This is a genomic window from uncultured Butyricimonas sp. (assembly GCF_959596855.1).
Lineage (GTDB): Bacteria > Bacteroidota > Bacteroidia > Bacteroidales > Marinifilaceae > Butyricimonas > Butyricimonas muris.
On sequence record NZ_CAUFYA010000042.1, the window covers coordinates 25,466 to 48,360 of the forward strand.

Here is a 22,895-nt window from a genome sequence, read left to right on the forward strand (position 1 = left end):
TTTAACATTAAAATTCCTTTGGCGAGGAGTTTTATATACATGAGGTATACGGCAAATATGCCTCATGTTTTATTTTTAATTTCTACTATTGTCTTTTACGGTAAGCATTCTTCCTTTTAAATTCAAACTTATCTTTTTCGTTTTTTCAAGAATAGCGATGACTTCGCTTATCGAGGAACTCCGCTTAAACCACGCGGAGAAATGGTAATCTTTCACTTGCTGATTCATGTAGAACACATCGACATCATACCAGCGGGCAAGCTCATCCAGAATATTTTCCAAACGGCATTGCGAGAACGAGAAGTTCCCGTCCCTCCACGCTATCTGGCTCTCCACATCCACTTTCCGCACATCCACTTGCCCGTCTTTTAATATGGCTTGTTGTCCCGGAACCAACTTGTTCACTGTCTTACCTCTTTCAATTTGCACGCAACCTTCCACCAAAGTCGTGGCTGTCCCTTCGTTGGAATAACTCCGGGCGTTAAATTGAGTCCCCGTCACCCGGATATTATACTCCCTCATCCTCACGACAAAAGGCTTCCCGCCATCTTTCGCGACCTCGAAATATGCCTCCCCCCGCAACTCAACCTGACGCATATCACCGAAAAACCTCACCGGATAACGAATATAGCTATCGGAATTCAACCAGACAATGGTTCCGTCCGACAGAGCTAATTTATACTCTCCGCCCCGGGGAACCGTTACCGCGTTATAAACGATGCCCGCCGGAACAGAATCCTGCACTTGATTATATACCAACGCCTTTTCCTCCGAATGGGAAATAACGGTACCTTTTTCTTTCAGTTGAGGCAACGTGTCCGTCAACACGATTTGTTCTCCCGTGGACAACGTTAAGGTCGCCATTTTCTTCCCGGGCAGTACCACGGAATGAGTGTAAGTTATTTTTTCATCTTGCTTTTCACGTGAAAGAAGCGCCAAAGCCACCCCCAGAACCGACACGAACATTGCCGCGTATCCCGCCACACGATAAACCAAAGTTCTTCTTCTAGCGGGACGCACCTTACGCCATGCTTTCTCCTTGTTTACCTTTTTCGCCACCAATGAAGCTAAAATCCCGGAGCGAATCTTACGCAAGTCTTCAAAATACTCCTGATGTTCCTCATCCTGACACCACGCTTCAAAGCACGCCCCCTCTTCTTGGGACAGACTCTCTCCCGAGAGCTTTTTCATGATTATATCTTCTATTTCTTCCTGCATTGTTATGGTTATTTTCATACTAAAGACAGGTAAGAATTTAAAACGAGTGGTTCAAAAATGAAAAAAAATCACCTATTCCTTATTTTTTTCTTTTTGCCGATATAACGCGATAAAAAGAACAGAGTAGGAAATACTCTTCCGTGCCTCTTCCCTCAGAAAAGAATATGCCTTTTTTATATGATCCTTCACCGTGTTCAACGATATCCCCAACTCCCCCGCTATTTCCGCGTAAGACTTGGAATCGAGCACACTCATCTCCAGCACCCTTCGTCTTTTTTCCGGTAACTTCTCCAACAAACGACTCACCTCCTCGATCAGAACTTCCGGACTTTCATCCGTTTCCGACATCTCCGACATCAAACAATGTTGCCTGTATTTATCCACAACCTGCTGGTGTTCCAAATGATTCAGACATCTATTCTTTACACTGAATGACAAATATCCCTGAATATTCTCAATCCCCCTCAGTTCCTCACGCTTCTCCCACAACCGCACGAAAACCTCCTGCACGACATCTTCCGCCACGTCCGGATCATTCGTATAATAAACGGCTTGTTGCACCATTCCCACGTACGAAGAATCGAACAGACATTTGAATATCTTCTCGTCACCATCTATCAAGCGACCCATATCGATCGGAACAGCCTGCATCATAGATCCATTTTTTACACGTTTTAATTCCCCACATCTTTTATATCCCAAGACGACATAAAATACTCTCCGAATGCACAAATATAAAGAATAATCTTTAAAGCCAAACAATCACACAAATTATCGTAATGACAAAAATACACCAAAGGAGGAAGCCAAGCGACCTCCTCCTTTGTCCTAAAAACTATATAAATATTTCATTCTAAGTTGGAAATATCAAAACCATCACATTGCTTCATTGCTTCCTGCAATATCCGGTATTTCTTTTTCATCAAGGGATATTTCTCCAATAACATATCCCGTTCTCCCGGAGTCACACGGAACACGAACTCCAACCACTGCGAAACATCGATGCTTTTATTGGGAGCTTGAATCCACCATCCTCCCAGAATCGGATCATCATCATAACTCGTGTTACCCGGATCGTACGAAATAAATCCCATCTCGTGCCAATCCACATCATCCGGAGTATAAACCACATCCCAGTCCCAATCACTCTGCCCGTAAAACTTCTTACTCACCTCGTAAAAATCATCCGGAATAACAAAAACACCTTTAACAGCAGCCAAATAATCACTCCAGAACTTAGCATTCACTTCTCCTCGAATCTCCCGGATATCGTTATCCGTATAATTGTTCATTTCCGTACGAATCCCGGCAATAGCGACAAAATTGGTACTCGCGTAAGCATGATAAGAAGGTATTTGATCTTCCATCCCGAGGAAAAGAACCGAATCAGCCATAATAATAGAATACGGGAAATATTTCTTTTTAAAATTATCCGGATAAATATCAATAAAGACATCTTTCACCATATCCAACCCCTTTTGTAATAAAACAGCTTCTTGAACAGGCGCTACAATCTTGATATTATTACGTTTTTTAAAATTGTATCGATAATCCTCTACTTCCGGATCTTTAATGATAATCGTCCGGTAATCTTGATAAAACTGATAGATATAATGTTGAACGGGATCGGATGGATCGTCTTCCAAGTTATACCAACTGTCTTCCACCTTGGCGTGAATATCATCTTCATTCGAACACGCGTAAAAGCCAAGCAACAACACGCATATAATCATTAATCTTATTCGTTCCATAACTTCTTCTTTTTAAATTTATCTACTTATCCCGTCGCGGGCGATCGATATTCTCTATTGATAAATTCATCTCCCGTTCTTTCTGTGGTATCGGCAAAGTATAAGCAGGATCATCCTTTTGTAAGACATATTCAATATAATTACTCGGATTCTCCGCTGAAGAAAAACGATGTGTAATCTTCGGACGATCCCACCGGCGTAAATCAAACCAACGGAAACCCTCGAAACAGAACTCCATCCGCCGCTCGTTCTTTACCAGTGTAAAGGCATCCTCAGCCGTCGTCGCCGTGACCTCGTAATTCTCGGAAATTCGCTTCTCCCGAAGAGCATTAATCTCCCGAAGCGCCTCGGTGGTCATCCCTTTTGCCGCATACGCCTCTGCCCGGTTCAGATACACTTCTGCCAAACGGAAAGCATGAGGATACATACCATCTGACGTGGAGCCATAATATTTCATCGGCTTCATTCCTCCTGCACTAAAAAATAGAGTAGAAGTCTTCCGTTCGTCATTTTCCGCATACAAATCCGATAAATCCGTTGACGGAATAAAAGCAGCACGCCTCAAAGAAGAGTACTGAAAAGCAGCCAAACCACCAGAAGGAGCTTCACCATAAGAAAATAATATTTCATGATTCCCGACATTCAAAAAACGAGGGATTGCATAGGTCGCCGTCATATCAAATAACGCCTTTTCCGTCGAGAGCAGCACAGAATCGGCATAAGCAATCACTTTGTCATAATCCTTCCGGAAAAGTGCTATTCTGGAAGCCAACAAATAAGAAGTCGGCAAATTCGGACGAAAAATTGTTTTCTCGACTGTCGACACCTTAAAAGCTGCAATTGAAGATATTATATCCGCCTCCATTAAGTCATACACCTCTTTTATCGAAGAACGGGACAATGATTTTTCTTCAATACCTGTAGCCCGATTGATTGGTACACAAAAATCTTTAGCTGCCTGTTTTTCATCAACATACGGCTTGCCATATAAATTAGCCAACATAAAATAAGACCAAGCACGCAAAAAATAAGCCTCACCCGCCAAATCCATTTTCTCCACATGTGTTCCCTCCATTTCATCCAAAGCCTCCAATATAATATTAGCAATCAATATTCTATGGTAATATTCACCCCATGCATTGTCTTCCAACAAAGAATTGTCCTGCTGAATCTCTGGATATTCCTGCCAAGTGTAATAAGACCAAAATTTACGAGCATCCACACTCGTTTCATAAGGTCTTTTTATATTAATAATTTCGTCGGCATCATCTGTCATAATATCCAGATATTCACAAAGGACAACCTTATTGTTCAAACCTTCACCATACAAAAATTCCTTGTAATTCTGCACAGTCTTGGGAATCATCAAATCTTGAGAATTTTCCTCCAGAAAATCGCTACATCCACCCAGTAACATTCCCGTTACGATAATATATATAAGTATCTTCATCACAAACCTATTTAGAATGAAACATTTAATCTCAACGAGTATCCCCTCTGTGGCGGGACTGTACCCGAACCCATGGTTACTTGTTCCGGATCACGTCCTTTCAAATCCTTGCTTTTAATCACGAAAAGATTGCTCACGTCAAAACTTAAGCTGGCAGCCGAGATATAAAACTTTTGTAACCATTCCGGGACAACATCATAACGTAGACTCAAAGAACGGCAACGGAGAAAATCCCCCGAAACCACCCTTAAATCGCTTTTATTATACATATCCCAACGATTATTGGCTATCGGATATTTTCTCTCGTAAGTAGTAAATGCCATTGCATCATCCGACAATGCCGGGATAACCGTCTTATCCCCCGGTTCACGCCAACGATGCACAAACTCGCTGGACATATTTTGCTGCGGAAACGGCAATGCCTGTCCCGACTCGTAATAAAGATTATTCAACCGAACCTTATTCCCCAAAGCGAAGGAAAAGTTTGCATTCATCGTCAAACGTTTAAATCTCAAGTTCGTTGAAAAACCACCCGACAGAGTCGGCTCACGCCGTCCCGCATACACGAATGCCGCATCGAAAGCCTCTTCCTGCGTAACAATAACAACCTCCCCGTCCTCATTCTTTTCCGACTCCCCGTAGAACGTGGGTAATCCCTCGTCATTCAACCCCTTGAAACGATAAGCGTAGAAACTATTTATTGATTTCCCGTTACGAACCAAAGTCCCGTTCACGTAATCACTCCATGTCACGGACAGCTCTTCTCCCGCATTCTTCACTTTATTATAATTTTTTGCCGTGTTGAACGAAAAACTCCAGTTCCAATCCTTTCCACGGACAGGATTCACGTTAACACTTAACTCCCACCCGCTGTTATTCACATCACCATCATTGATCGCCACGTAATTAGCACCAGTAGACGGAGCCAACGTTTTTTGCACGACTTGATCCTCGCCTATCTTCTTGTACACTTCTACCGTACCGGACAACAAGGAGCGGAAGAAAGAAAAATCGACACCTAAATTATAAGATTTTGTCTTTTCCCACTTCAAATTGTCATTGGGCAACTTATATAACGTGGATTCATACTCTTTAGAAATATTATCCAAAGCCCCCATCTTGACAATCAGATTCGGCGTTTGATCCGGATGCACATTTCCCTGTATCCCGTAAGACAGACGGAATGCCAGTTCATCCAGCCATTCTACAGAATTTATAAATACCTCATTATGCAGATTCCACTTGGCGGAAGCAGACCAAACCGGCAAGAAACGTACACTTTTATCTTGTCCGAACTTATTGGAACCGTCTGTACGAATATTAAAATTCGCGATATAACGATCGCCATAGGAATAAGTGAACGTACCGTACCACGACACGATATTCGTCAGGTTATCCGTAATCACATCCGGAGTCTTAGCCACCTTCTCTGCATATCCTTTCCATGTAGCCAAGTCTATATTCACAAACTTCTTTCCCCGTTCCGGCAAATATCCCCATTGCGTGGATTTCAGCGCATCGTACTTCGAGGAAGTAACCTCACTCCCGACCATAGCGGACAACTGATGTTCTCCCCAAGACTCATGATAAGCAAAACTGTTACGTATCGTGTACCTCGTGTTTCTTGTATCCTCCTTCACCAACTCTCCTCCCATCGGGAGCAAACACTTTGCGGCAAAATCACTGCTTACCTCCGCAGGGAGCGGTGTCCCGTAAGGAGTACCCCGTTGCTGAGAAACATAATAAGACTTCTCGCTTGCCCAATAAGTCTGATAATTATTGTTCGTCGTCAACCCGATAATAGAACTAAATTTCAAACTGGGCATAATATTCCAATCCAAGGAAATATCAAATCTCAAAGCTTGATTCTTCACGGTCGAACCACTTTCCTTCAACTCGTTTAAAACATTAAAAGGAATATTTTCCGAAATCCCGAAAGCATTGTCATAATAAAACAATTCCCCCTCCCCGTCATACACGGGAATCGCTCTTGATGTTTGTGCCGCATACTGGTAGACATCAATGGAATTATGAGGTCGTTTCGTGTTTGTCAACGCCCCACTCATATTCATTCCCACTTTAAAATTAGGAGTAAACCGGGTGTTTACCTTAATCAACGCGTTAAAGCGATCCAGATCCTCTTTTTTGTTTACACTCTGGTCATTCGCGTAACCGACAGAGAAATAGTAATCCGTGTTATCCGTTGCCCCGGATACAGCTATCGCGTGTTGATGACTAACGGACGTCCGGAACAACAAATCATACCAATCCGTGTTTAATTCTTTCAAATCTTTCACTTTATAACGGAACTCATCATACGACAGCTTACCGTTCCACAAATCCATCAATGCACCTTCATACCCCATGCTTGTTGGCTGGAACGTGTAAAACTGTAATCCTTTCCGATGCATCTCCTCCGACAACTCCACCCGTTCTTCCGAATCCATCAAGCGCATCACTTTATAAGAAGGCGGCGTCATAACCGAAATTCCCCCGGCATAATTAATTCTGGGTTTTCCCCTTTTTCCTTTTTTCGTGGTAACCACGATCACGCCGTTTGCTGCCTTCACGCCATAAATAGCCGTAGCACTCGCGTCTTTCAAAATATCAACCCGTTCAATATCATTCGGGTTCAGACTGGAAATAGCGTTCCCTATCAGATTCACCCGATCCATACTGTTCAATTCCTCCGTAGAAAGTTGTACCGGTTCATCCAGAATAATACCATCCACTACCCACACGGGTTCCCGGTTTCCCGTGATAGAAGAAGATCCCCTAATCCGAATTTTCGGGGCGGCTCCCGGTGTCGATGTTTGATTCAAAACGGCGACTCCTGCCAGACGCCCTTGTAACATCTGATCAATGGAAATAGCATTTCCCCCTATCAAATCCTCCCCCTTGATCGAGGCAATAGAACTGGATAATTTCCGTTTGTCGATCTCTTGATACCCCGTCACCACCACTTCATCCATCTGTTCCACCGACTCCTTCAACACAACCTTCATGAACGTTGTATCCGCTTTTACCTCCTTGCTCTCCATCCCGACAAAAGAAAATACCAGAAAGATATCTTCCCCGGCAGGCACATCCAGCTTAAAAGCACCCTCGACATCGGTCACCGTACCCATTCCCGTTCCCTTGATCACGATACTTACTCCCGGTAATCTAATCCCCTTCTCATCAACCACCATACCCCGCACCTCTTTTTTCTTCGCTTTAGACTCCATTACCGCTTTCGGGCGGGTAATGACCAACACGTACCCTTGTGTCACCTCGTACCCGTAAGGCAAATGTTCAAATATTTTTTCCAACGCTGTTTCCAGCGACACTTGATTCAGTTCGACACTAACCCTCTGCCGAACATCCACTTCCCGGCTATTATACATGAAATAAAAACCGGTCTGCGCTTTGATTTCACGAAACACCTCTTTCAACGTCTGATCCGAAAACTTGGCACTTACAACCTGCTGTGCCACACTTCCGGCAGAAAGATGCAAAGCAAAAACAAGCATTAGTAAACTCGTTAATTTCATAATCCTCATGATTTTATTTGCACATTTCCCTCGTGCAAATTCATACCACTTACTTCTTTTTTTCATAACTTTGTTTTTTACATTTAAATCTATTCCTGTTTAGCCGACAGGATATTTCAAAGGAGTGTTAGCCGCACTCCTTTCATTCTTTATAAATCGTAATCACCTCCTTCCCGAGCTCGAAACGCACCCCCGAAAGTTTCTCTATCATCTCCAAGACGACATTCAACGGACGATGACGATCGGCAGCTCCCGTGAACGTAATCTCCCGCAGTGACGAATCGGTATAAACAAATGACACATCATACCAGCGTTCCAATTGTCCCGTGATCTCTCCAAGACTCATCTCTTCAAACTCAAATATTCCCGAGATCCACGCTATAAAAATACCTGCATCCACCTTCCTTACGTCAATACCGTTCGCCCCGGACAACGATTGTTCCCCCGGATTTAATATCAAGGAATCACCGCTCGCGAACACTTGCACCCGTCCGTTGACCAGTGTCGTGACAACATCTTTCTGCCCGTCATATGCCATGATATTAAACTTCGTTCCCAATACCGAGATCCGGGAATCTCCACATGTTACCCGGAAAGGTTGGCTTTCATTTCCAGTGACTTCAAAATAAGCCTCCCCCTTCAATCGTACATCCCTAAAAATCCCTCCCATAGAAACAGGATAAGTCAACTCGGACTCCGAATTAAGCCATACCTTCGTCCCGTCAGCCAAACACAGGTAATACTCTCCCCCCCGGGGTACACGTATCGTGTTCAACACGCTCTCTCCCGCCGTTTCACTCTCTAAATAATGAATCCCCCCTTCCTCTCCTTTCCTTATAACCACCCCGTTTACCTCCTTCAAGGACATCATCGAATCTGCCGATAACCGCACACACCTTCCATCCGACAACTGCAACACGGCCTTGGTTGAGCCGGGCTCCACCGTAATTACATCTCTACCTGAAAACATCCCACCCCTCATGTATAAAAATACGCTTACGACCATGAATAACACCAGCGAGGCCACATACGGGTAATAACGCATAATACGCTTTTTCCTTCCCGTACCCGTTATTCTTCGTGTCAATCGATGCCAAGCCTCTCGCTCGTCCAGAGTATCATAAAACACAGTTTGCCTCACCTTCCGGTACTTTCCCAGATAATCCCGAAAAATCTCCCGATGCCTTTGGTCTTCATCTAACCAGATCTCTAATTCAGAACAATCCGAAGCCGTCAATTCATCCTTACAATATAGAATAACCAACTCAATAATTCTCTTATCATCCATTAGCAGTACTTTTTACTACCTAAAGCCTAAAAAGGCAAAAATGGGTGAACGAAAAAGCAAAAAAAAAGAAATATTTTACCGAATCATCATCAGAACAATGATACTCAATGAAGTACGCAATTGTTTTATCGCCCTTGCAAGATGTGTTTTTATCGTATTCACGGATAGATTCAACTGTTCGGCGGCTTCTTTATACTTCATATCTTTCAGAACAATCGCTTCAAACACCTTCCGGCATTGCTCCGGCAATTTCTCAATCTCCGCGTACAACCTCTCCTTCTCCTCTTCCATCTCACCGGGAGTACACCTATCTTCAAGCAAATCCTCGTAATTCTCGATACCGTCAAAATGATACCTTCTTCTACTTTTTATTAATTTAATACAATTATGCTGCACGGAAGAAAACAAATACGCCCGCAAAGACCCTTGGAACTCCATCTTTCCCCGCCGCTCCCAAAACTTCACGAAAAGCTCCTGAATCAAATCCTCTGCCTCCTCGTAAGAATCAATAAAATTCAAAGCAAAAACGCACAAGGGCTTATAATACAGAGAAAACAAACCTTCCAATCCGGCTTCATCACCTTGATTGAGCTTTATTAATATTTCCTTCTCATCCGGCATCACCATATATAAATACGTTCTAAACAACCACCGAAGAAACAAAAATAAAGAAAATAGTTTTACTTGACAAGAAGTAACAGCATCTCCCGCTCCTTTTTTGTCAAACTTTGAACAACAATACGATAAGATTCAGCGACCAATTCCCTTATCTTGTCATCCGGTACATCCTGATTAAAATAAACACTGTTCCAATATTTCTTATTCATGTGCCATCCCGGCTTTATCCCCATATATTGAGCCCTCAACTCACCCGCCTCCCCGGGATCACATTTAATACAACAAAAATCAAACACCTCAATATTCACGAAACAAAACCATTTATCCAGCACGTAGAAGCATAAGACATCACGACTATACCGATCAGCTACATTAGGAAACGGCATTTTTTCATGAACGCCCTTAAATGACAGGCAATATTCTCTAAATTCCTCAATATTCATTGCATCCGGATATAAAGAAGAAAGGGCTGCCGATTACAGACAACCCTTCCCAATTAATAACAACAATCTTAAATATTATAAAACGTAGTGAAAGCTTTTATCACGTAAACATTATCCTTCACGCCGCCCGTCTCGCGAACGGAGTGCATAGCCCACATCGGATTACCAATATCCACACCGCGCATTTCCATTTGGGAAAGCAAAATATTTCCCAACGTGGAACCTCCTGCCATATCCGAGTGATTGACAAACTCTTGACACGGCACTCCGGCCATTTTACAAATCGTCTTGAACACGGCAGCGGAATCACCATCGGTAATATACTTCTGGTTAGCGTTAATCTTTATCACCGGACCGCCATTCAACACCGGATGATTCGTCGGGTCATGTTTCTCCACGTAATTCGGGTGAAGAGCGTGAGCCATATCGGCAGAAATCATGAAGGAATTATGAATAGCCCGGTACAAATCTTCCGGCTTACCACCCAACCCGAACACGATACGCTCCACGATAGTACGCAGAATCGGGGAACCGGCTCCCTGTTTCGTCCCGCTTCCCACCTCTTCGTTATCGAAAATAGCAAGCACTTTCGTCTTCCGGCATTTCTCCGAATTTACAAATGCCTTCAATCCCGCAAATGCCATCGCCAGATCATCCAACTTCCCGGTAGAAATAAACTCTTCGTTCACACCGAACAGACATCCTTTCTCGAATTCATACAACGTCAGATCAAAATCAAGAATATCCTCCTTGTTCACCCCCATCTCCTCGGCAATCAACTTTACCAGATAATTATCCTTCTCGAACGTTTCATTAATCATGGCAATCACCGGCAACATATCTTTTTGCTTGCTTAACGGGTTACCCTGATCATTCACGGCACGATTGAAATGGATAGCAATATGCGGAATCACCATCAACGGACGGTTGAAATTCACGAATTGCGTCGCGGGCTTCAACGGGTTCAGGCTCTTTAGCATCACGCGCCCCGCCATAGACAACGGACGGTCAAACCACGTGTACATGATAGGTCCCCCGTAAACCTCGGTATTCAACTTCAAGTATTGTCCGGCAACAGGCATCTCCGCATTCGGCTTGATCCGGAAAGTGGGAGAATCACTGTGGGCACAAATAATCTTGAACCCGTCACTGGCAATCTCGCCGCTTCCGATCTCGAAAGCGAAAAGGGACGAGTGATTCTTCGTCACGAAATACTTACCCCCTTTTTCTATTTGCCACGCTTCCCCGGAAAACAGTTGTTTGAAACCATGATCCAGCAACTCTTTTTTGGCATTCGCCACTGCATGAAAATTTGTCGGACTTTCATGTATAAACTCAATCAGTTCTTTTGCTAATTGTTTCTCCATTATATCTTGATTTATTATTTCATTTCTTTGTGCCCCAAGATAATCATTTTTTACCTCAACCTCCGCGTCAGGAGTCAAAAAAATACGATTACCCCGTTTAATTTCTTCATGTATCCGCTTGCTGAACATGATAAAAGGCGAACTCAGAATATTTTCTTTATTATACAACACCTCTCCCCCCGTCTCCGCGTTCACGACAAGTCCCCCGGTAGCCGCCACCAACACCTGTCCCGCCGCAACATCCCATTCTGAGCATTTTCCGAATTTCGGGCATATATCCACTTTTCCCACTGCCACCATACACTGTTTGGAAGAAGCCCCCAAGGGCATTAATTCCACGTCATACCCCGCCGCCTTCAACCCATCAATATACTGCATCTCACTCTCCGTCAGATGAAAACGGCTCACCGCCACTCTCAAACGGGACGGAACTTCCATAGAAGCCTCCAACACGCTTTCCTCCCCATCTCGTGTTATCCCGCGCTCTCCATCCGCGAAAGCCCACAATATTTCCTTATCGCAAATATTATTAATCATCCCGAACACCGGACGCCCGTCTTCCACCAGAGCGATATTAATACAAAAACGTCCGTTCCGAAAAATAAACTCCTTCGTGCCGTCCAGCGGATCAACCACCCACACGTACTTCCATTTTTTCCGTTCATCATAAGAAGGCAACGACGCCTCTTCACTAATCACGGGAATATCCGGATAGAGCTTTTTTAGCGCCCGCACGATAAACTCACTCGACGCCTTATCCGCCTCCGTGACCGGAGTCATGTCACCTTTTGTTTCTACATGAAAATTTCTTTTCTCGTATATATCCGACACCAGACATCCTGCTTCACAAATAATGTCTTGTATATCTGACACTTTAATCCAATCTAACATACTACTTTTCCTAAAAAAATCTATCTGATAAACATACAAATAATATTCGATTTTCACACCATCCGATAAAGACTTATTAATAATTAACAAAGAGTATTTACACGAGAATATATCACATCATTCTACAAACCAATACATTAACCATACAACATTTTCACGACACACCATTACCAAGCCATCCAAGCCCGTTTCATTAACCTACATTAACCTCAACAACAACTTTTATTAACATCAAACATTAGTTGGATTCACAAACTACACCTATCTTTGCACCGTCTTTAAGAGATTGAAGATTTTTCATAAGTTTGTATGGTTTAGGTTAGTAGTTAGTAATGTAATCTTAAGAGTCGACATCCCCTGTCGGCTCTTTTGTATTTAAAGCCGCAAGATAAGAATAAAACATGAAACACAAAAATTAACAATCATGGAAGGAATCATAGAAATCGAAGGAATGGAATTTTTCGCCTACCACGGGTGCTACGAAACAGAACGAATCGTGGGAAACAAATTCATGGTATACGCCCGCATCCAAACCGATTGCAGCAAAGCCGCCCAAAGCGATGACATCAACGACGCCCTCAGTTACCTGACCGCCTATGAAATTATTGCCCGTGAAATGATGATCAAATCCCACCTGCTGGAGCACGTGGCACAAAGAATGATCGATGCCCTCTACCGGACATTCCCTCAAATCACGCACGTAACTATTAAAGTATCAAAGCTCAATCCCCCCTTGGGTGGTAAAATCGCGGCAACAAGTGTTACTTTATCGAAATAAATTGCAGTAAGGTATTGCAGAATCCAAAATTTCACTTTATCTTTGCACTGCAAAATCGCAACAGGGTCGGTTGGCCGAGCGGTTAGGCAGCGGTCTGCAAAACCGCGTACAGCAGTTCAAATCTGCTACCGACCTCAGCAAAGCTCTGAAACCCCAACAAATAAAAGGTTTCGGAGTTTTTGATTTTCAAAAGGGGTGCGAAATAAAAAAGACTCAACGGGAAAATCTTCGAGAAGTACACGCAAGCAGATGTTAGAACAATCTTTTATTCTTAAAAAACACTATTTTTGCGATATGAATCAATCAATAAAAAAGCAAATTACAGGGCACCCGTTCTTAAAATGGGCTGGAGGTAAAGGACAGCTTATCCAGCAGATTAACAACTATCTCCCGGATAATATTTCAACTATTGACACCTATATAGAACCCTTTATAGGTAGTGGTGCTATCATGTTTTGGCTGCTGTCAGCATACGACAATATAAAACATGTCGTTATAAATGATATTAATTCTGATTTGATAAATATTTATAGAGTTATCAAAAAAGAACCTTTAGATTTAATTTCAGAATTAGAACGCATAGATACAAACTACAAAAATCTAACTTCATACGATAACCAGAAAGAACTTTATTTAGCCCTTAGGGAAGAGTATAACGAGCGAAATTCATCATCGCGGTCTGTAAGAAATGCAGCACTATTCATCTTTCTAAATCGTACATGCTTCAATGGCTTATATCGTGTCAACTCTAAAAACAAATTCAATGTGCCATTTGGCAAATACAAAAACCCTAAAATTTGTGACAGGGAAACGATATTACGGGATAGCGAATTATTACAAAAAGTTGAAATTCTCTGTGGCGATTACACTGCCACCAAAGAGTACGTAAGCGAAAAAACTTTCTTCTACTTTGACCCGCCATATAAGCCAATCAGTGAAACTTCAAATTTTAACTCATATACTAAATTTGATTTTGACGACAACGAACAAAACCGGCTGAAACAGTTTTGTGACGAAATATCAGCAACGGGAGCCAAATTCATGCTAAGCAACTCCGATCCGCGTAGCATCAATCCTGACAATAATTTCTTTGATGAATTATATCAGGAATACAACATTACGCGTGTAGATGCCAAAAGAAATATAAATTCTAAATCAGATAAAAGGGGAACTATTAAAGAACTTCTTATAACAAACTATTTAAAATCCTCTGCCACGACAAATAGCATCTAACTCTCTCCATTTCTTCCCGCGGCTAAAATTTGCAGCTTCATCCGGTGACAGCTCATCATAGATGGTCTGATATACACCAAGCCTTTTAACTCTTTTGCCTAATATCGCGTTCTCTTTGTTTTCTTCGGCAATCATCCCCATATAGATAATGGTGAAATCAATGGCTATATCAAGGGCATCCACCCCATACTTAGAAGTCATATCCTTTATGTATTGAATGGTAGAGTTATCCAAGTCTTTGGTCGTCTTATTATAAATAGACACAAAATCTTGATAAATTGCATCTTTACCATATTTAGAAACGTAATTAACAAGACGCTGAAAATATTGATAATCTCGCGGTGCATATCTTGCGGTATTCGGACGAGATAAATAAACACACCATTCATCAAAGCTTCCCCGAGCGTACTCCAAGTAACTGCCATCAGAAAAATCTGTAACCCGTGTAGCCATAAAATTAGTTTCTTTGTTAAATTATTTGACAAACATCAAAGCTCCAAGCGCCGCAATCAATACAAATATAGTAAAACAAAATGAATAATTAACATTTATATTTAATACCAATCAAAAGAATTAATCAAGGAACAAATAAAAAACTTACGTACTTATCTTGAATTTTTCACAAAAACAGAACCTCTCCCTGCCATTTCCCGTTTATGTTCATACAAACAATCTAACAAAAAGAATCATGAAAAGAAGAAAAAACAACGTGTGGACAATCGTGGGAATCATCATTGCCATCGTGTTGCTGCTCTATTGGTTATTGGCAGCCACCGTACTGGAAGAAGATGAAAACGTAGTCCCAATACTGAACGGAACAGAACAGGTGATTCCCTAGGAACCACCTGCCTCAATTCATTCTTTATTTAGGTATACTCGTGTCTATCTTTTTCAGAAGAATCGAATCCAAAGAGATCTTTCCCGGTCCTGCGAAGAACAGGAAAATGTAAATTCCCAAGTATATCAAAGGTAACTCTTTCACTTGAAAAGGATCATTACCATGTACGATAAGGATTACCACCAACATGGAAAAAATTAACGGGATCGTCGCCAGACGGGTGAATGCCCCCACAATAAGAAATATGGAACACCCCACTTCGGCGCAGATAATCAAGATCAGCGAAAGCGTACTTCCCAACCCGATCGGATCGAAAAACGTCGAGGACAATTCCGAGAACGAAGTCAATTTAGCAAGTCCATGAGTCAACATGGTTATTCCCACAAGCACACGCAATATAAGCAATCCCAAGCTCAGGAACTTCTGGCTAGGTGATATAACCGACGAAATCACTTTTTTCATAACAACATTTTTTAAAATTAAAACTGTATTAGTAACGAACATTCTTTCATGAATGTTTCAATTTCCAGACCCCCTCCCTCGTAAAGATAGTGTTTTTAAAAATAAATCGTAGCTTCGCGATAAAATAATTGTCAAACTATGGGTATTGTTATCGGATTAATGGTCACGGGGATCATTCTGGGATACCTCTTCCGGGAGAGGAATTTGAAGATCGTGTATAAATTGATCAACTACGCTATTTTTTTATTACTTTTTCTACTGGGGATAACGGTCGGCGCCAACGGGGACATCATGAACAATTTGGCTACTATCGGTTACGACGCCCTATTAATCACCCTCGCCTCCGTGGCGGGAAGTGTCCTTTGCGCGTGGGGCATCTATCATTTTTTCTTTGTTCCGTCTAAATAAAACCAACTCATGAAAGGCAGCATCACGATTGTTTCATTCTTCATCGCCGGAGTATTGCTAGGACGCTTCATTGATATTCCCGCCATATTAACCGCGGAAGCCCCTACCCTATACGCTTTGTACGCTTTGATGTTCCTTGTAGGCATCAGCATCGGGAGTGACAAAAAAGCCCTGCAAGCCTTAAAACAACAAAACTTAAAAATCATACTTGTCCCCTTGGCAACCATCATCGGCACCCTCATCGGGTCTGCCCTCATCAGCTTTGCCCTAAGCGACAGAAGCATCACGGATTGCCTTGCCGTGGGATCGGGCTTCGGTTATTACTCCCTCTCCTCCATATTCATCACCCAATACAAAGGAGCCGAACTAGGCACCATCGCCCTTGTCTCAAACATCATGCGTGAACTGCTTGCCCTATTGGCAGCCCCTCTCCTAATCCGCTATTTCGGAAAACTAGCCCCCATCTCCGTGGGAGGCGCCACCACTGCCGACACCACACTACCTATTATCACCAAGTTCTGCGGCAAAGAGTTCGTGATCATCTCCATCATCCACGGGATAACCGTCGACCTGAGTGTACCTTTTCTCGTCACTTTCTTCTGCACGATATAAAAACACCATCACGTTAAATTTAAAAGTCAAAAGTTTGTAAGATAATTTTATTCTTTATATTTGTAGAATCTAAACACGTACTATGGGACAGGCGGAAACCATATTATCTCTATTTAAACAAAATGAAGAAGGAGCCTTCAAGCTGCTTTTTGAAACCTATCATGACACATTGCTGCTGTTCGCCAATCAAATGCTCGATGACCCGGAAGCAGCAAAAGATGTCGTTCAGAATTGTTTTGTCGATTTTTGGGTACACCGCCGTTTCGCCAATCTTCCCAACGGACTGGAACAATACATTTTTCAATCCGTCAAACATGCCGCCCTCAATCATCTTCGTGGAGAAAAAAGGAGAAAGAAATATTATATTGCCGCAAAAGAAGATGAGCAAGAAAACTTAAACGCCGACGAAACAGAGTGGAACGACGAAGCGCTATATAAAGCATTAAACGAACTACCGGAAGAACGGAGAAAAATATTCCTCATGATCTGTATGGAAGGCATGAAATATCAAGAAGTTGCAGAAAAACTACAAATAAGCATCAATACCGTCAAAAAACAAATGGGACGTTCTTTCAAATTCCTGCGGGAAAAATTACAAAAGAATATCTTTATCACACTATTCCTTCTTTGGACAAAGTGTAGAAAAAAAATGTAAAAAAATAATTTTCCCTGTCACACAAAACCAAAGTTCCGGTGCTATCTCCATAAAAAGCATCAAATATGGAGAATCAAAATAACGAACACACGGATTATTTGGATATACCGGAAACCATCTATGAAATATTAGCAGGTAACCTGTCCGGAGAACCATTGTCCGCCGAAGAAAACCGATTACTCGAAACATGGAAACAAGCCCATCCGGCAAATCAAGCCATATACGAACAATTTCGTTCACTCATGGAAAGAAATTCAGGCATACTGCGGGGTAACGACAGAAAAATCCTTTTTGAACAAATACAACAAAGAATCAAGACACAAGAAGCAAAACGACAGAAACAAAAACATCTTGCCTGGTTATCCGCGGCAGCAAGTATCCTCATCACATTGGGAATGTTCTACTATTTCAGTAGTAATCATCACCCCGAAATAAAAACACCCACACCCGCAGCCCAACAAATAAAACCGGGAGAATCCAAAGCCCTGTTACAACTAGCTACGGGAGAAATTATACCATTAGACGCCCAGCAACAGGAATACATCGTGGTTGACAGCACTTTTGAGATCAAAAACCAAGCCCATACCCTAATTTACGACACAAAGGACTCCACGACCAAGAATATCACATACAACACCCTCTCCGTACCCATGGGAGCCGAATACAAAGTGATACTATCCGACGGGACAAAAGTATATTTGAACTCCGGTTCGGGACTCCATTATCCCACCGGATTCACGGGAAAAAACAGAGAAGTATGCCTTATCGGGGAAGCCTATTTCGAAGTTGCCAAAGACACCCTTCACCCCTTCATCGTGAAAACAGGACAGATGTCCATCCGCGTACTGGGAACCTCATTCAACGTGAAAGCCTACCCGACACAGGAACAAATGGCAGCAACACTGGAAGAAGGGAAAATACAAGTCACCTGCCGGGGTAAAAGCTATGACATCACCCCCGGCAATCAAATCACCTACAACACGACAAACCGGAAAACCGAAATAAAAGAAGTAGACACGGAACTCTACACGTCATGGAAATCAGGGTACTACAAATTCGAACAAATGTCTTTGCAAGAGATCATGTCCACGCTGGCATTATGGTATGATTTGAATATATTCTACCAAAACCCGGAAACAAAAGACATTCTCTTCACCGGTCGACTGAAAAGATACGAGAATGTAGAAAACCTCTTGAAAAAATTTGAACAAACCAACGAAATTGAATTCATTATTAAAGAAAGGAGTGTAACGATAAAGAAAAAATAAAAAATTGGGAATCCATCAATTCCCAATCTCCAAGTTAAATTACACTTATAGCCTTGCAAGTAATAGGTGTAACATGTATAACTATCAACTACAAATTTATGGAAAAAAAACGAATGGGAACGAAAACCATACCTTGGATTTCGTTGCGTAAAATGTTAATCTTTATGAAATTCGCATGGTTCATCTTATGTTGTACATTCATGACAGTACAAGCAAACGTCTTCTCTCAACGAGTGATAATTAACGCGAATATGCAGAATGTATCCTTGACCGCCGTGTTCAAAGAACTCGGGAAACAGGCAAAATGTGATTTCTTGTACAATCACAACCTCATCAAAAACAAAGGAACAGTCAACCTCGTTGCTAAAAACAAAGAACTCAAACAGATTCTGGACGAACTCCTACCCGAATTCGGGCTGGAATACTTGTGGGACGACAACGTGGTAATCATTCGTGAAAAACCCATCGAACCGGAAGGTAAAAAAGAAATCCGTATCGTGGGAAAAGTAACGGATCAACAAAAACACCCACTGGCAGGTGTAACCGTTCGCTTGAAACCCGGTCAGATGGGCACCTCCACCGACATCAACGGGTGGTACCAAATCGTACTTCCGAAACTGGATTCCATCATCTTGGTTTACTCCTTTATCGGCATGGAAACCCAAGAAATCAAGTACAAAGGCAAGGACACCATAAACGTCGTGATGAAAGAATCATCGGCAATGCTGGACGAGGTCATCGTAAACACCGGTTACCAACAAATCGACCTGCGCAAAACGACCAGTGCCATACAATCCATCAAAGCCTCGGACATCGTTGTCGCCGGATTGCAATCCATTGACCAAATGCTGGAAGGCTACATTCCCGGCATGACCTTCATGCAAAACTCAGGTCAAATCGGAGCCGCACCACGCATCCGCATCCGAGGAACATCCACCGTGCTCGGTTCACAGGAACCCGTGTGGGTCATCGACGGCATCGTACAGGAGAACCCCGTGGATGTCGATCCGGAACAAATCAACGATCTAGACTTCGTCAATCTGGTCGGCAACGCCATATCCGGACTTAACCCGGAAGACATCGAACAAATCGACGTACTGAAAGACGCCTCGGCAACCGCACTCTACGGGGCTCGTGCCGCCAACGGGGTTATCGTCATCACGACCAAAAAAGGCAAACCCGGACCACCCACCATCTCTTACTCCTTATCGGGAAGCTTCATGCGCCGCCCGCACTACGGGGACAACAGCGTGAACATGATGGACTCCCGCGAAAGAATCGCCTATTCCCGGGAACTCATCGAAAAAAGAGTACCTTTCGGTGATTTACAAACTTGGATGGGATACGAGAAACCGCTCCGGGACTATTGGGAAAACAAAATAACTTTCGAAGAAATGCAGAAAGAAGTCGGGTACTACGAATCCGTGAACACCGATTGGTTCGACCTGCTCATGCGCAACTCCTTCACCCACAAACACACGCTAAGCATCTCCGGGGGCAGCAGTAGCTTAAGGTATTACGCGTCCATCGGTTTCAGCGATGCCAGCGGAAGCATAAAAGGAGAAAACAACAAAAGCTACACGGCAAACATAAACCTGACAGCAAACTACAACAAATTCACCTTCCGCATGGGAATAACCGCAGACGTGGGTAAACGGAAATACACACCCGGCGACGTCGGCGTCACCACGTATGCCTACAACACCACGCGGGCACTTCCCGTCTACAACGAAAACAAAGAACTATGGTACTACCAGCGTTACACGTCAAATAACCAACCCGTAGACTTCAACATCCTCGAGGACGTAGCCAATACCTCGCAAGACATCCGTTCCACGGGCATGACTATCCGGGCAACCGTAGACTACAAAATCCTCGAACCGTTAAAAGCCGCCATTACCGGTTCTTACTCCACGGCAAACACCACCCAGGAAACCTGGCATGGAGAAAAATCATTCTACGCCAAATCTCTTCAAATCCAGAACAAACTTCCGTTCGGGGGAGAACTCATCTATCAAAACTCCGAAAAATACTCCTACGTGATACGGGCGCAACTGGATTTCAACAAATTCATCGATTCCGAACAAATTCACCTCATCACCGCTTCCGCGGGGGGAGAAATATCTTCCACGCAATACTACGGGCTGAATCAAACCTACCGGGGCTATCTGCGGGAAAGGGGAAAAAAGATGGCAGAAATCACCGATTGGAACCAATACGAGGATTTCATGAAATGGAGAGGCAAGACCTCTGCGGCTATAGGCGAATGGACAGATAAACTGACCAACGTGGCTTCCTTCTATGGCACCATCTCCTACAGTTACAAAAATATGTATTCCCTAAATACCAACATCCGCATAGACGCCTCCAATCGTTTCGGTTCCCGGGCAAACGAGAAACTAGCTCCCATCTGGTCGGTATCCGGACGCTGGAACATCAAAGAAAGCATCCTGCCAAAAGCCAATTGGATCACCACCTTAGACCTAAGAGCTTCATTCGGTTACCAGGGAAATATGCTAGACAACGCCTCGGCAAAACTCGTCATCCGTAAAGAAGGCATACAAGACACGTGGAAAGAATTCTACTCCACCGTGCAAAACTACCCGAACCCGGATTTGAAATGGGAAAAGACAGCTTCCTACAACGCCACGCTCGACTTCTCCTTCTTCAAAAATTTCCTCCGGGGCTCCGTATCCTACTTCTACAAAAGAACGCAAGACGCCTTCCTTACTAAAAACGTATCCAAAATCAACGGGCTGAACAACTGGACGGTAAACCAAGGAGTCATCACCAATCAGGGTATCGAAGTTTCCATGAACTTTACCCCGATAGACACCCGGAGCGTCAACATCAACGGATTTCGCTGGACATTCAACCCCAACATCGGGCAAGTCGTCAACCAACTCGTAAACCGGCGGTCACGCAAGGACAGATCCTTCGAACAAACCGTCACATACGATATGTACCTCAACGGCTCGGCAGACATCGCCGGTCGCCCGCTCAACTCCTTCTTCTCATACCGATACATCGGGCTCGAACCGGAAAACGGGCTACCCATATTCTTCGGTTCCGATCAAACCACTTACATCGACGGCAAAAAAACCGATCTCATGGAAAAATTCAACAAAACGAGCGACCGGCAAGACGTGTGGCAAGAAATCATGGTCTACTCCGGAAGCCGGGTACCCGACATACAGGGAGGAATCCAGAACACGTTTGCATGGCGACGCTTCACCATGGCAATCAACGTGGCTTACAGCTTCGGAGCTAAAATCCGTCTGTTAAAAATGTATTCCAATGTATCCTCCAGATATGGCACCATCGCACCCCGACCGACGGAAAACGTACGCCGAGAATTTCTGAAACGCTGGCAAGTCCCCGGTGACGAACTACGCACGGACATCCCGGGAGTTGTTTCCGGTCCCGAATTCGTGAACACGCTTCATGACAAAGTATGGTGGAACAACTACAACGCCAAAAATGAAGCGGGAATCTCATACAGCTTCGCATCAGACCTATGGCAAATGTACGACAACTCCGATCTGAGAGTCGTAAACGGCAATTACGTCAAAATCCAATCGCTGTCACTACGCTACAACCTGTCCGACAAACTATGCAACAAACTAAATTTAAAAAACTGTTACGTGGGCTTCTCGGCAACAAACCTGCATACTTTCTGTAGCAAAAAACTCAAAGGGCAAGATCCCGCAACACAGAACGGTTCGGCACCACAAATCAACATGTCCTTGTGTCCGACCTATTCTTTCAACCTGAATATTTCATTTTAAACAAACCACTTATGAAAACAGGAATACTTTACATATCGCTCATCATCGTGCTGGTACTAACCTCCTGTCACGATTTTCTTACCAAATACCCGAAGGATACCGTGTACCCATCCTGCACCGACGATTTCCATGAACTTCTCATCGGCGACGGCTACCTCTCCGGACCTACCAGATGGGACATCGGCAAATGGCTCAATCTCATGGACGATGACGTGGAATACACCCGAACCGTAACCGCCGTCTCGACTTCCACCCAACTATACTTGAAATTCTACAACTGGGAAGCGAACCCGG

At 43.3% G+C, this 22,895-nt stretch carries 20 protein-coding genes and 1 tRNA gene; 10 read left to right on the forward strand and 11 right to left on the reverse strand.

Annotated elements, in window-relative coordinates:
* Positions 1 to 75: 75 nt before the first annotated feature.
* The 9 genes from Q5866_RS16030 to Q5866_RS21110 form a co-directional block, all read right to left on the reverse strand.
* The gene (locus tag Q5866_RS16030; RefSeq protein WP_303181303.1) at positions 76 to 1,236 is read right to left on the reverse strand and encodes a FecR family protein; all 1,161 of its coding nucleotides are present in this window, start codon (positions 1,234 to 1,236) and stop codon (positions 76 to 78) included.
* A gap of 54 nt (positions 1,237 to 1,290) precedes the next feature.
* Complete coding sequence (locus tag Q5866_RS16035) at positions 1,291 to 1,872, reverse strand: RNA polymerase sigma-70 factor (RefSeq protein WP_099290673.1); 582 nt, start codon at positions 1,870 to 1,872, stop codon at positions 1,291 to 1,293.
* A 194-nt stretch (positions 1,873 to 2,066) separates the two neighbouring features.
* A complete protein-coding gene (locus Q5866_RS16040) occupies positions 2,067 to 2,969 on the reverse strand; it encodes a hypothetical protein (RefSeq protein WP_141560887.1) in 903 nt (300 codons plus the stop codon).
* A 22-nt stretch (positions 2,970 to 2,991) separates the two neighbouring features.
* Positions 2,992 to 4,419 carry a RagB/SusD family nutrient uptake outer membrane protein gene (locus Q5866_RS16045; RefSeq protein WP_303181304.1) on the reverse strand — a complete coding sequence of 476 codons (1,428 nt, stop codon included), beginning with the start codon at positions 4,417 to 4,419 and terminating at the stop codon, positions 2,992 to 2,994.
* An 11-nt stretch (positions 4,420 to 4,430) separates the two neighbouring features.
* Positions 4,431 to 8,018: a TonB-dependent receptor gene (locus Q5866_RS16050; protein ID WP_303181306.1), complete on the reverse strand. Its 3,588-nt coding sequence runs from the start codon at positions 8,016 to 8,018 to the stop codon at positions 4,431 to 4,433.
* A 76-nt stretch (positions 8,019 to 8,094) separates the two neighbouring features.
* Positions 8,095 to 9,240 (reverse strand): FecR family protein, encoded by a 1,146-nt coding sequence (locus tag Q5866_RS16055; protein ID WP_099290677.1) that lies wholly within the window; start codon positions 9,238 to 9,240, stop codon positions 8,095 to 8,097.
* 75 nt (positions 9,241 to 9,315) lie between these two features.
* Positions 9,316 to 9,867, reverse strand: coding sequence for an RNA polymerase sigma factor (locus tag Q5866_RS16060; RefSeq protein WP_099290814.1), 552 nt, complete (start codon positions 9,865 to 9,867; stop codon positions 9,316 to 9,318).
* Between the two features lie 53 nt (positions 9,868 to 9,920).
* A complete protein-coding gene (locus tag Q5866_RS16065) occupies positions 9,921 to 10,301 on the reverse strand; it encodes an MmcQ/YjbR family DNA-binding protein (protein ID WP_303181307.1) in 381 nt (126 codons plus the stop codon).
* A 68-nt stretch (positions 10,302 to 10,369) separates the two neighbouring features.
* Positions 10,370 to 12,559 carry a M18 family aminopeptidase gene (locus Q5866_RS21110; RefSeq protein WP_368502043.1) on the reverse strand — a complete coding sequence of 730 codons (2,190 nt, stop codon included), beginning with the start codon at positions 12,557 to 12,559 and terminating at the stop codon, positions 10,370 to 10,372.
* Positions 12,560 to 12,983: 424 nt separating this feature from the next.
* Here Q5866_RS21110 and folB point away from each other — a divergent pair, with 424 nt between their 5' ends.
* The 3 genes from folB to Q5866_RS16090 all read left to right on the forward strand — a co-directional run bounded on the left by folB (position 12,984) and on the right by Q5866_RS16090 (position 14,570).
* Positions 12,984 to 13,337, forward strand: a complete 354-nt coding sequence (gene folB, locus Q5866_RS16080; RefSeq protein ID WP_186976953.1) for a dihydroneopterin aldolase — start codon at positions 12,984 to 12,986, stop codon at positions 13,335 to 13,337.
* A gap of 64 nt (positions 13,338 to 13,401) precedes the next feature.
* Positions 13,402 to 13,472, forward strand: a tRNA-Cys gene (locus Q5866_RS16085).
* Positions 13,473 to 13,586: 114 nt separating this feature from the next.
* On the forward strand, positions 13,587 to 14,570 hold the full coding sequence (locus tag Q5866_RS16090) for a DNA adenine methylase (protein ID WP_303181309.1): 984 nt from the start codon (positions 13,587 to 13,589) through the stop codon (positions 14,568 to 14,570).
* Here the strand turns inward: Q5866_RS16090 and Q5866_RS16095 are convergent.
* A complete protein-coding gene (locus Q5866_RS16095; RefSeq protein ID WP_303181310.1) occupies positions 14,538 to 15,023 on the reverse strand; it encodes a hypothetical protein in 486 nt (161 codons plus the stop codon). The two genes, Q5866_RS16090 and Q5866_RS16095, sit on opposite strands and share 33 nt — an antisense overlap.
* 235 nt (positions 15,024 to 15,258) lie before the next feature.
* Here Q5866_RS16095 and Q5866_RS16100 point away from each other — a divergent pair, with 235 nt between their 5' ends.
* A complete protein-coding gene (locus tag Q5866_RS16100; protein WP_303181311.1) occupies positions 15,259 to 15,408 on the forward strand; it encodes a hypothetical protein in 150 nt (49 codons plus the stop codon).
* 24 nt (positions 15,409 to 15,432) lie between these two features.
* Here the strand turns inward: Q5866_RS16100 and Q5866_RS16105 are convergent, their stop codons facing one another.
* Positions 15,433 to 15,870, reverse strand: coding sequence for a DoxX family protein (locus Q5866_RS16105; protein ID WP_099290683.1), 438 nt, complete (start codon positions 15,868 to 15,870; stop codon positions 15,433 to 15,435).
* Positions 15,871 to 16,008: 138 nt separating this feature from the next.
* Here Q5866_RS16105 and Q5866_RS16110 point away from each other — a divergent pair, with 138 nt between their 5' ends.
* The 6 genes from Q5866_RS16110 to Q5866_RS16135 all read left to right on the forward strand — a co-directional run.
* Positions 16,009 to 16,278, forward strand: a complete 270-nt coding sequence (locus Q5866_RS16110) for a LysO family transporter (protein ID WP_303181313.1) — start codon at positions 16,009 to 16,011, stop codon at positions 16,276 to 16,278.
* A gap of 9 nt (positions 16,279 to 16,287) precedes the next feature.
* The gene (locus Q5866_RS16115; RefSeq protein ID WP_099290685.1) at positions 16,288 to 16,890 is read left to right on the forward strand and encodes a lysine exporter LysO family protein; all 603 of its coding nucleotides are present in this window, start codon (positions 16,288 to 16,290) and stop codon (positions 16,888 to 16,890) included.
* Between the two features lie 82 nt (positions 16,891 to 16,972).
* Positions 16,973 to 17,545 carry an RNA polymerase sigma-70 factor gene (locus tag Q5866_RS16120; protein WP_303181314.1) on the forward strand — a complete coding sequence of 191 codons (573 nt, stop codon included), beginning with the start codon at positions 16,973 to 16,975 and terminating at the stop codon, positions 17,543 to 17,545.
* Between the two features lie 65 nt (positions 17,546 to 17,610).
* The gene (locus Q5866_RS16125) at positions 17,611 to 18,813 is read left to right on the forward strand and encodes a FecR family protein (protein WP_303181316.1); all 1,203 of its coding nucleotides are present in this window, start codon (positions 17,611 to 17,613) and stop codon (positions 18,811 to 18,813) included.
* A gap of 98 nt (positions 18,814 to 18,911) precedes the next feature.
* On the forward strand, positions 18,912 to 22,601 hold the full coding sequence (locus Q5866_RS16130; RefSeq protein ID WP_303181317.1) for a SusC/RagA family TonB-linked outer membrane protein: 3,690 nt from the start codon (positions 18,912 to 18,914) through the stop codon (positions 22,599 to 22,601).
* Positions 22,602 to 22,612: 11 nt separating this feature from the next.
* On the forward strand, positions 22,613 to 22,895 hold a 283-nt coding region (locus tag Q5866_RS16135), incomplete at its 3' end, for a hypothetical protein (protein ID WP_303181318.1).

What these genes read in the sequence shown, in the direction of transcription:
- Q5866_RS16030 (WP_303181303.1), bottom strand. Translation starts at nt 1,236, where the DNA reads ATGAAAATAACCATAACAATGCAGGAAGAAATAGAAGATATAATCATG.
- Q5866_RS16035 (WP_099290673.1), bottom strand. Translation starts at nt 1,872, where the DNA reads ATGATGCAGGCTGTTCCGATCGATATGGGTCGCTTGATAGATGGTGAC.
- Q5866_RS16040 (WP_141560887.1), bottom strand. Translation starts at nt 2,969, where the DNA reads ATGGAACGAATAAGATTAATGATTATATGCGTGTTGTTGCTTGGCTTT.
- Q5866_RS16045 (WP_303181304.1), bottom strand. Translation starts at nt 4,419, where the DNA reads ATGAAGATACTTATATATATTATCGTAACGGGAATGTTACTGGGTGGA.
- Q5866_RS16050 (WP_303181306.1), bottom strand. Translation starts at nt 8,018, where the DNA reads ATGAAAAAAAGAAGTAAGTGGTATGAATTTGCACGAGGGAAATGTGCA.
- Q5866_RS16055 (WP_099290677.1), bottom strand. Translation starts at nt 9,240, where the DNA reads ATGGATGATAAGAGAATTATTGAGTTGGTTATTCTATATTGTAAGGAT.
- Q5866_RS16060 (WP_099290814.1), bottom strand. Translation starts at nt 9,867, where the DNA reads ATGGTGATGCCGGATGAGAAGGAAATATTAATAAAGCTCAATCAAGGT.
- Q5866_RS16065 (WP_303181307.1), bottom strand. Translation starts at nt 10,301, where the DNA reads ATGAATATTGAGGAATTTAGAGAATATTGCCTGTCATTTAAGGGCGTT.
- Q5866_RS21110 (WP_368502043.1), bottom strand. Translation starts at nt 12,559, where the DNA reads ATGTTAGATTGGATTAAAGTGTCAGATATACAAGACATTATTTGTGAA.
- folB (WP_186976953.1), top strand. Translation starts at nt 12,984, where the DNA reads ATGGAAGGAATCATAGAAATCGAAGGAATGGAATTTTTCGCCTACCAC.
- Q5866_RS16090 (WP_303181309.1), top strand. Translation starts at nt 13,587, where the DNA reads ATGTTAGAACAATCTTTTATTCTTAAAAAACACTATTTTTGCGATATG.
- Q5866_RS16095 (WP_303181310.1), bottom strand. Translation starts at nt 15,023, where the DNA reads ATGGCTACACGGGTTACAGATTTTTCTGATGGCAGTTACTTGGAGTAC.
- Q5866_RS16100 (WP_303181311.1), top strand. Translation starts at nt 15,259, where the DNA reads ATGAAAAGAAGAAAAAACAACGTGTGGACAATCGTGGGAATCATCATT.
- Q5866_RS16105 (WP_099290683.1), bottom strand. Translation starts at nt 15,870, where the DNA reads ATGAAAAAAGTGATTTCGTCGGTTATATCACCTAGCCAGAAGTTCCTG.
- Q5866_RS16110 (WP_303181313.1), top strand. Translation starts at nt 16,009, where the DNA reads ATGGGTATTGTTATCGGATTAATGGTCACGGGGATCATTCTGGGATAC.
- Q5866_RS16115 (WP_099290685.1), top strand. Translation starts at nt 16,288, where the DNA reads ATGAAAGGCAGCATCACGATTGTTTCATTCTTCATCGCCGGAGTATTG.
- Q5866_RS16120 (WP_303181314.1), top strand. Translation starts at nt 16,973, where the DNA reads ATGGGACAGGCGGAAACCATATTATCTCTATTTAAACAAAATGAAGAA.
- Q5866_RS16125 (WP_303181316.1), top strand. Translation starts at nt 17,611, where the DNA reads ATGGAGAATCAAAATAACGAACACACGGATTATTTGGATATACCGGAA.
- Q5866_RS16130 (WP_303181317.1), top strand. Translation starts at nt 18,912, where the DNA reads ATGGAAAAAAAACGAATGGGAACGAAAACCATACCTTGGATTTCGTTG.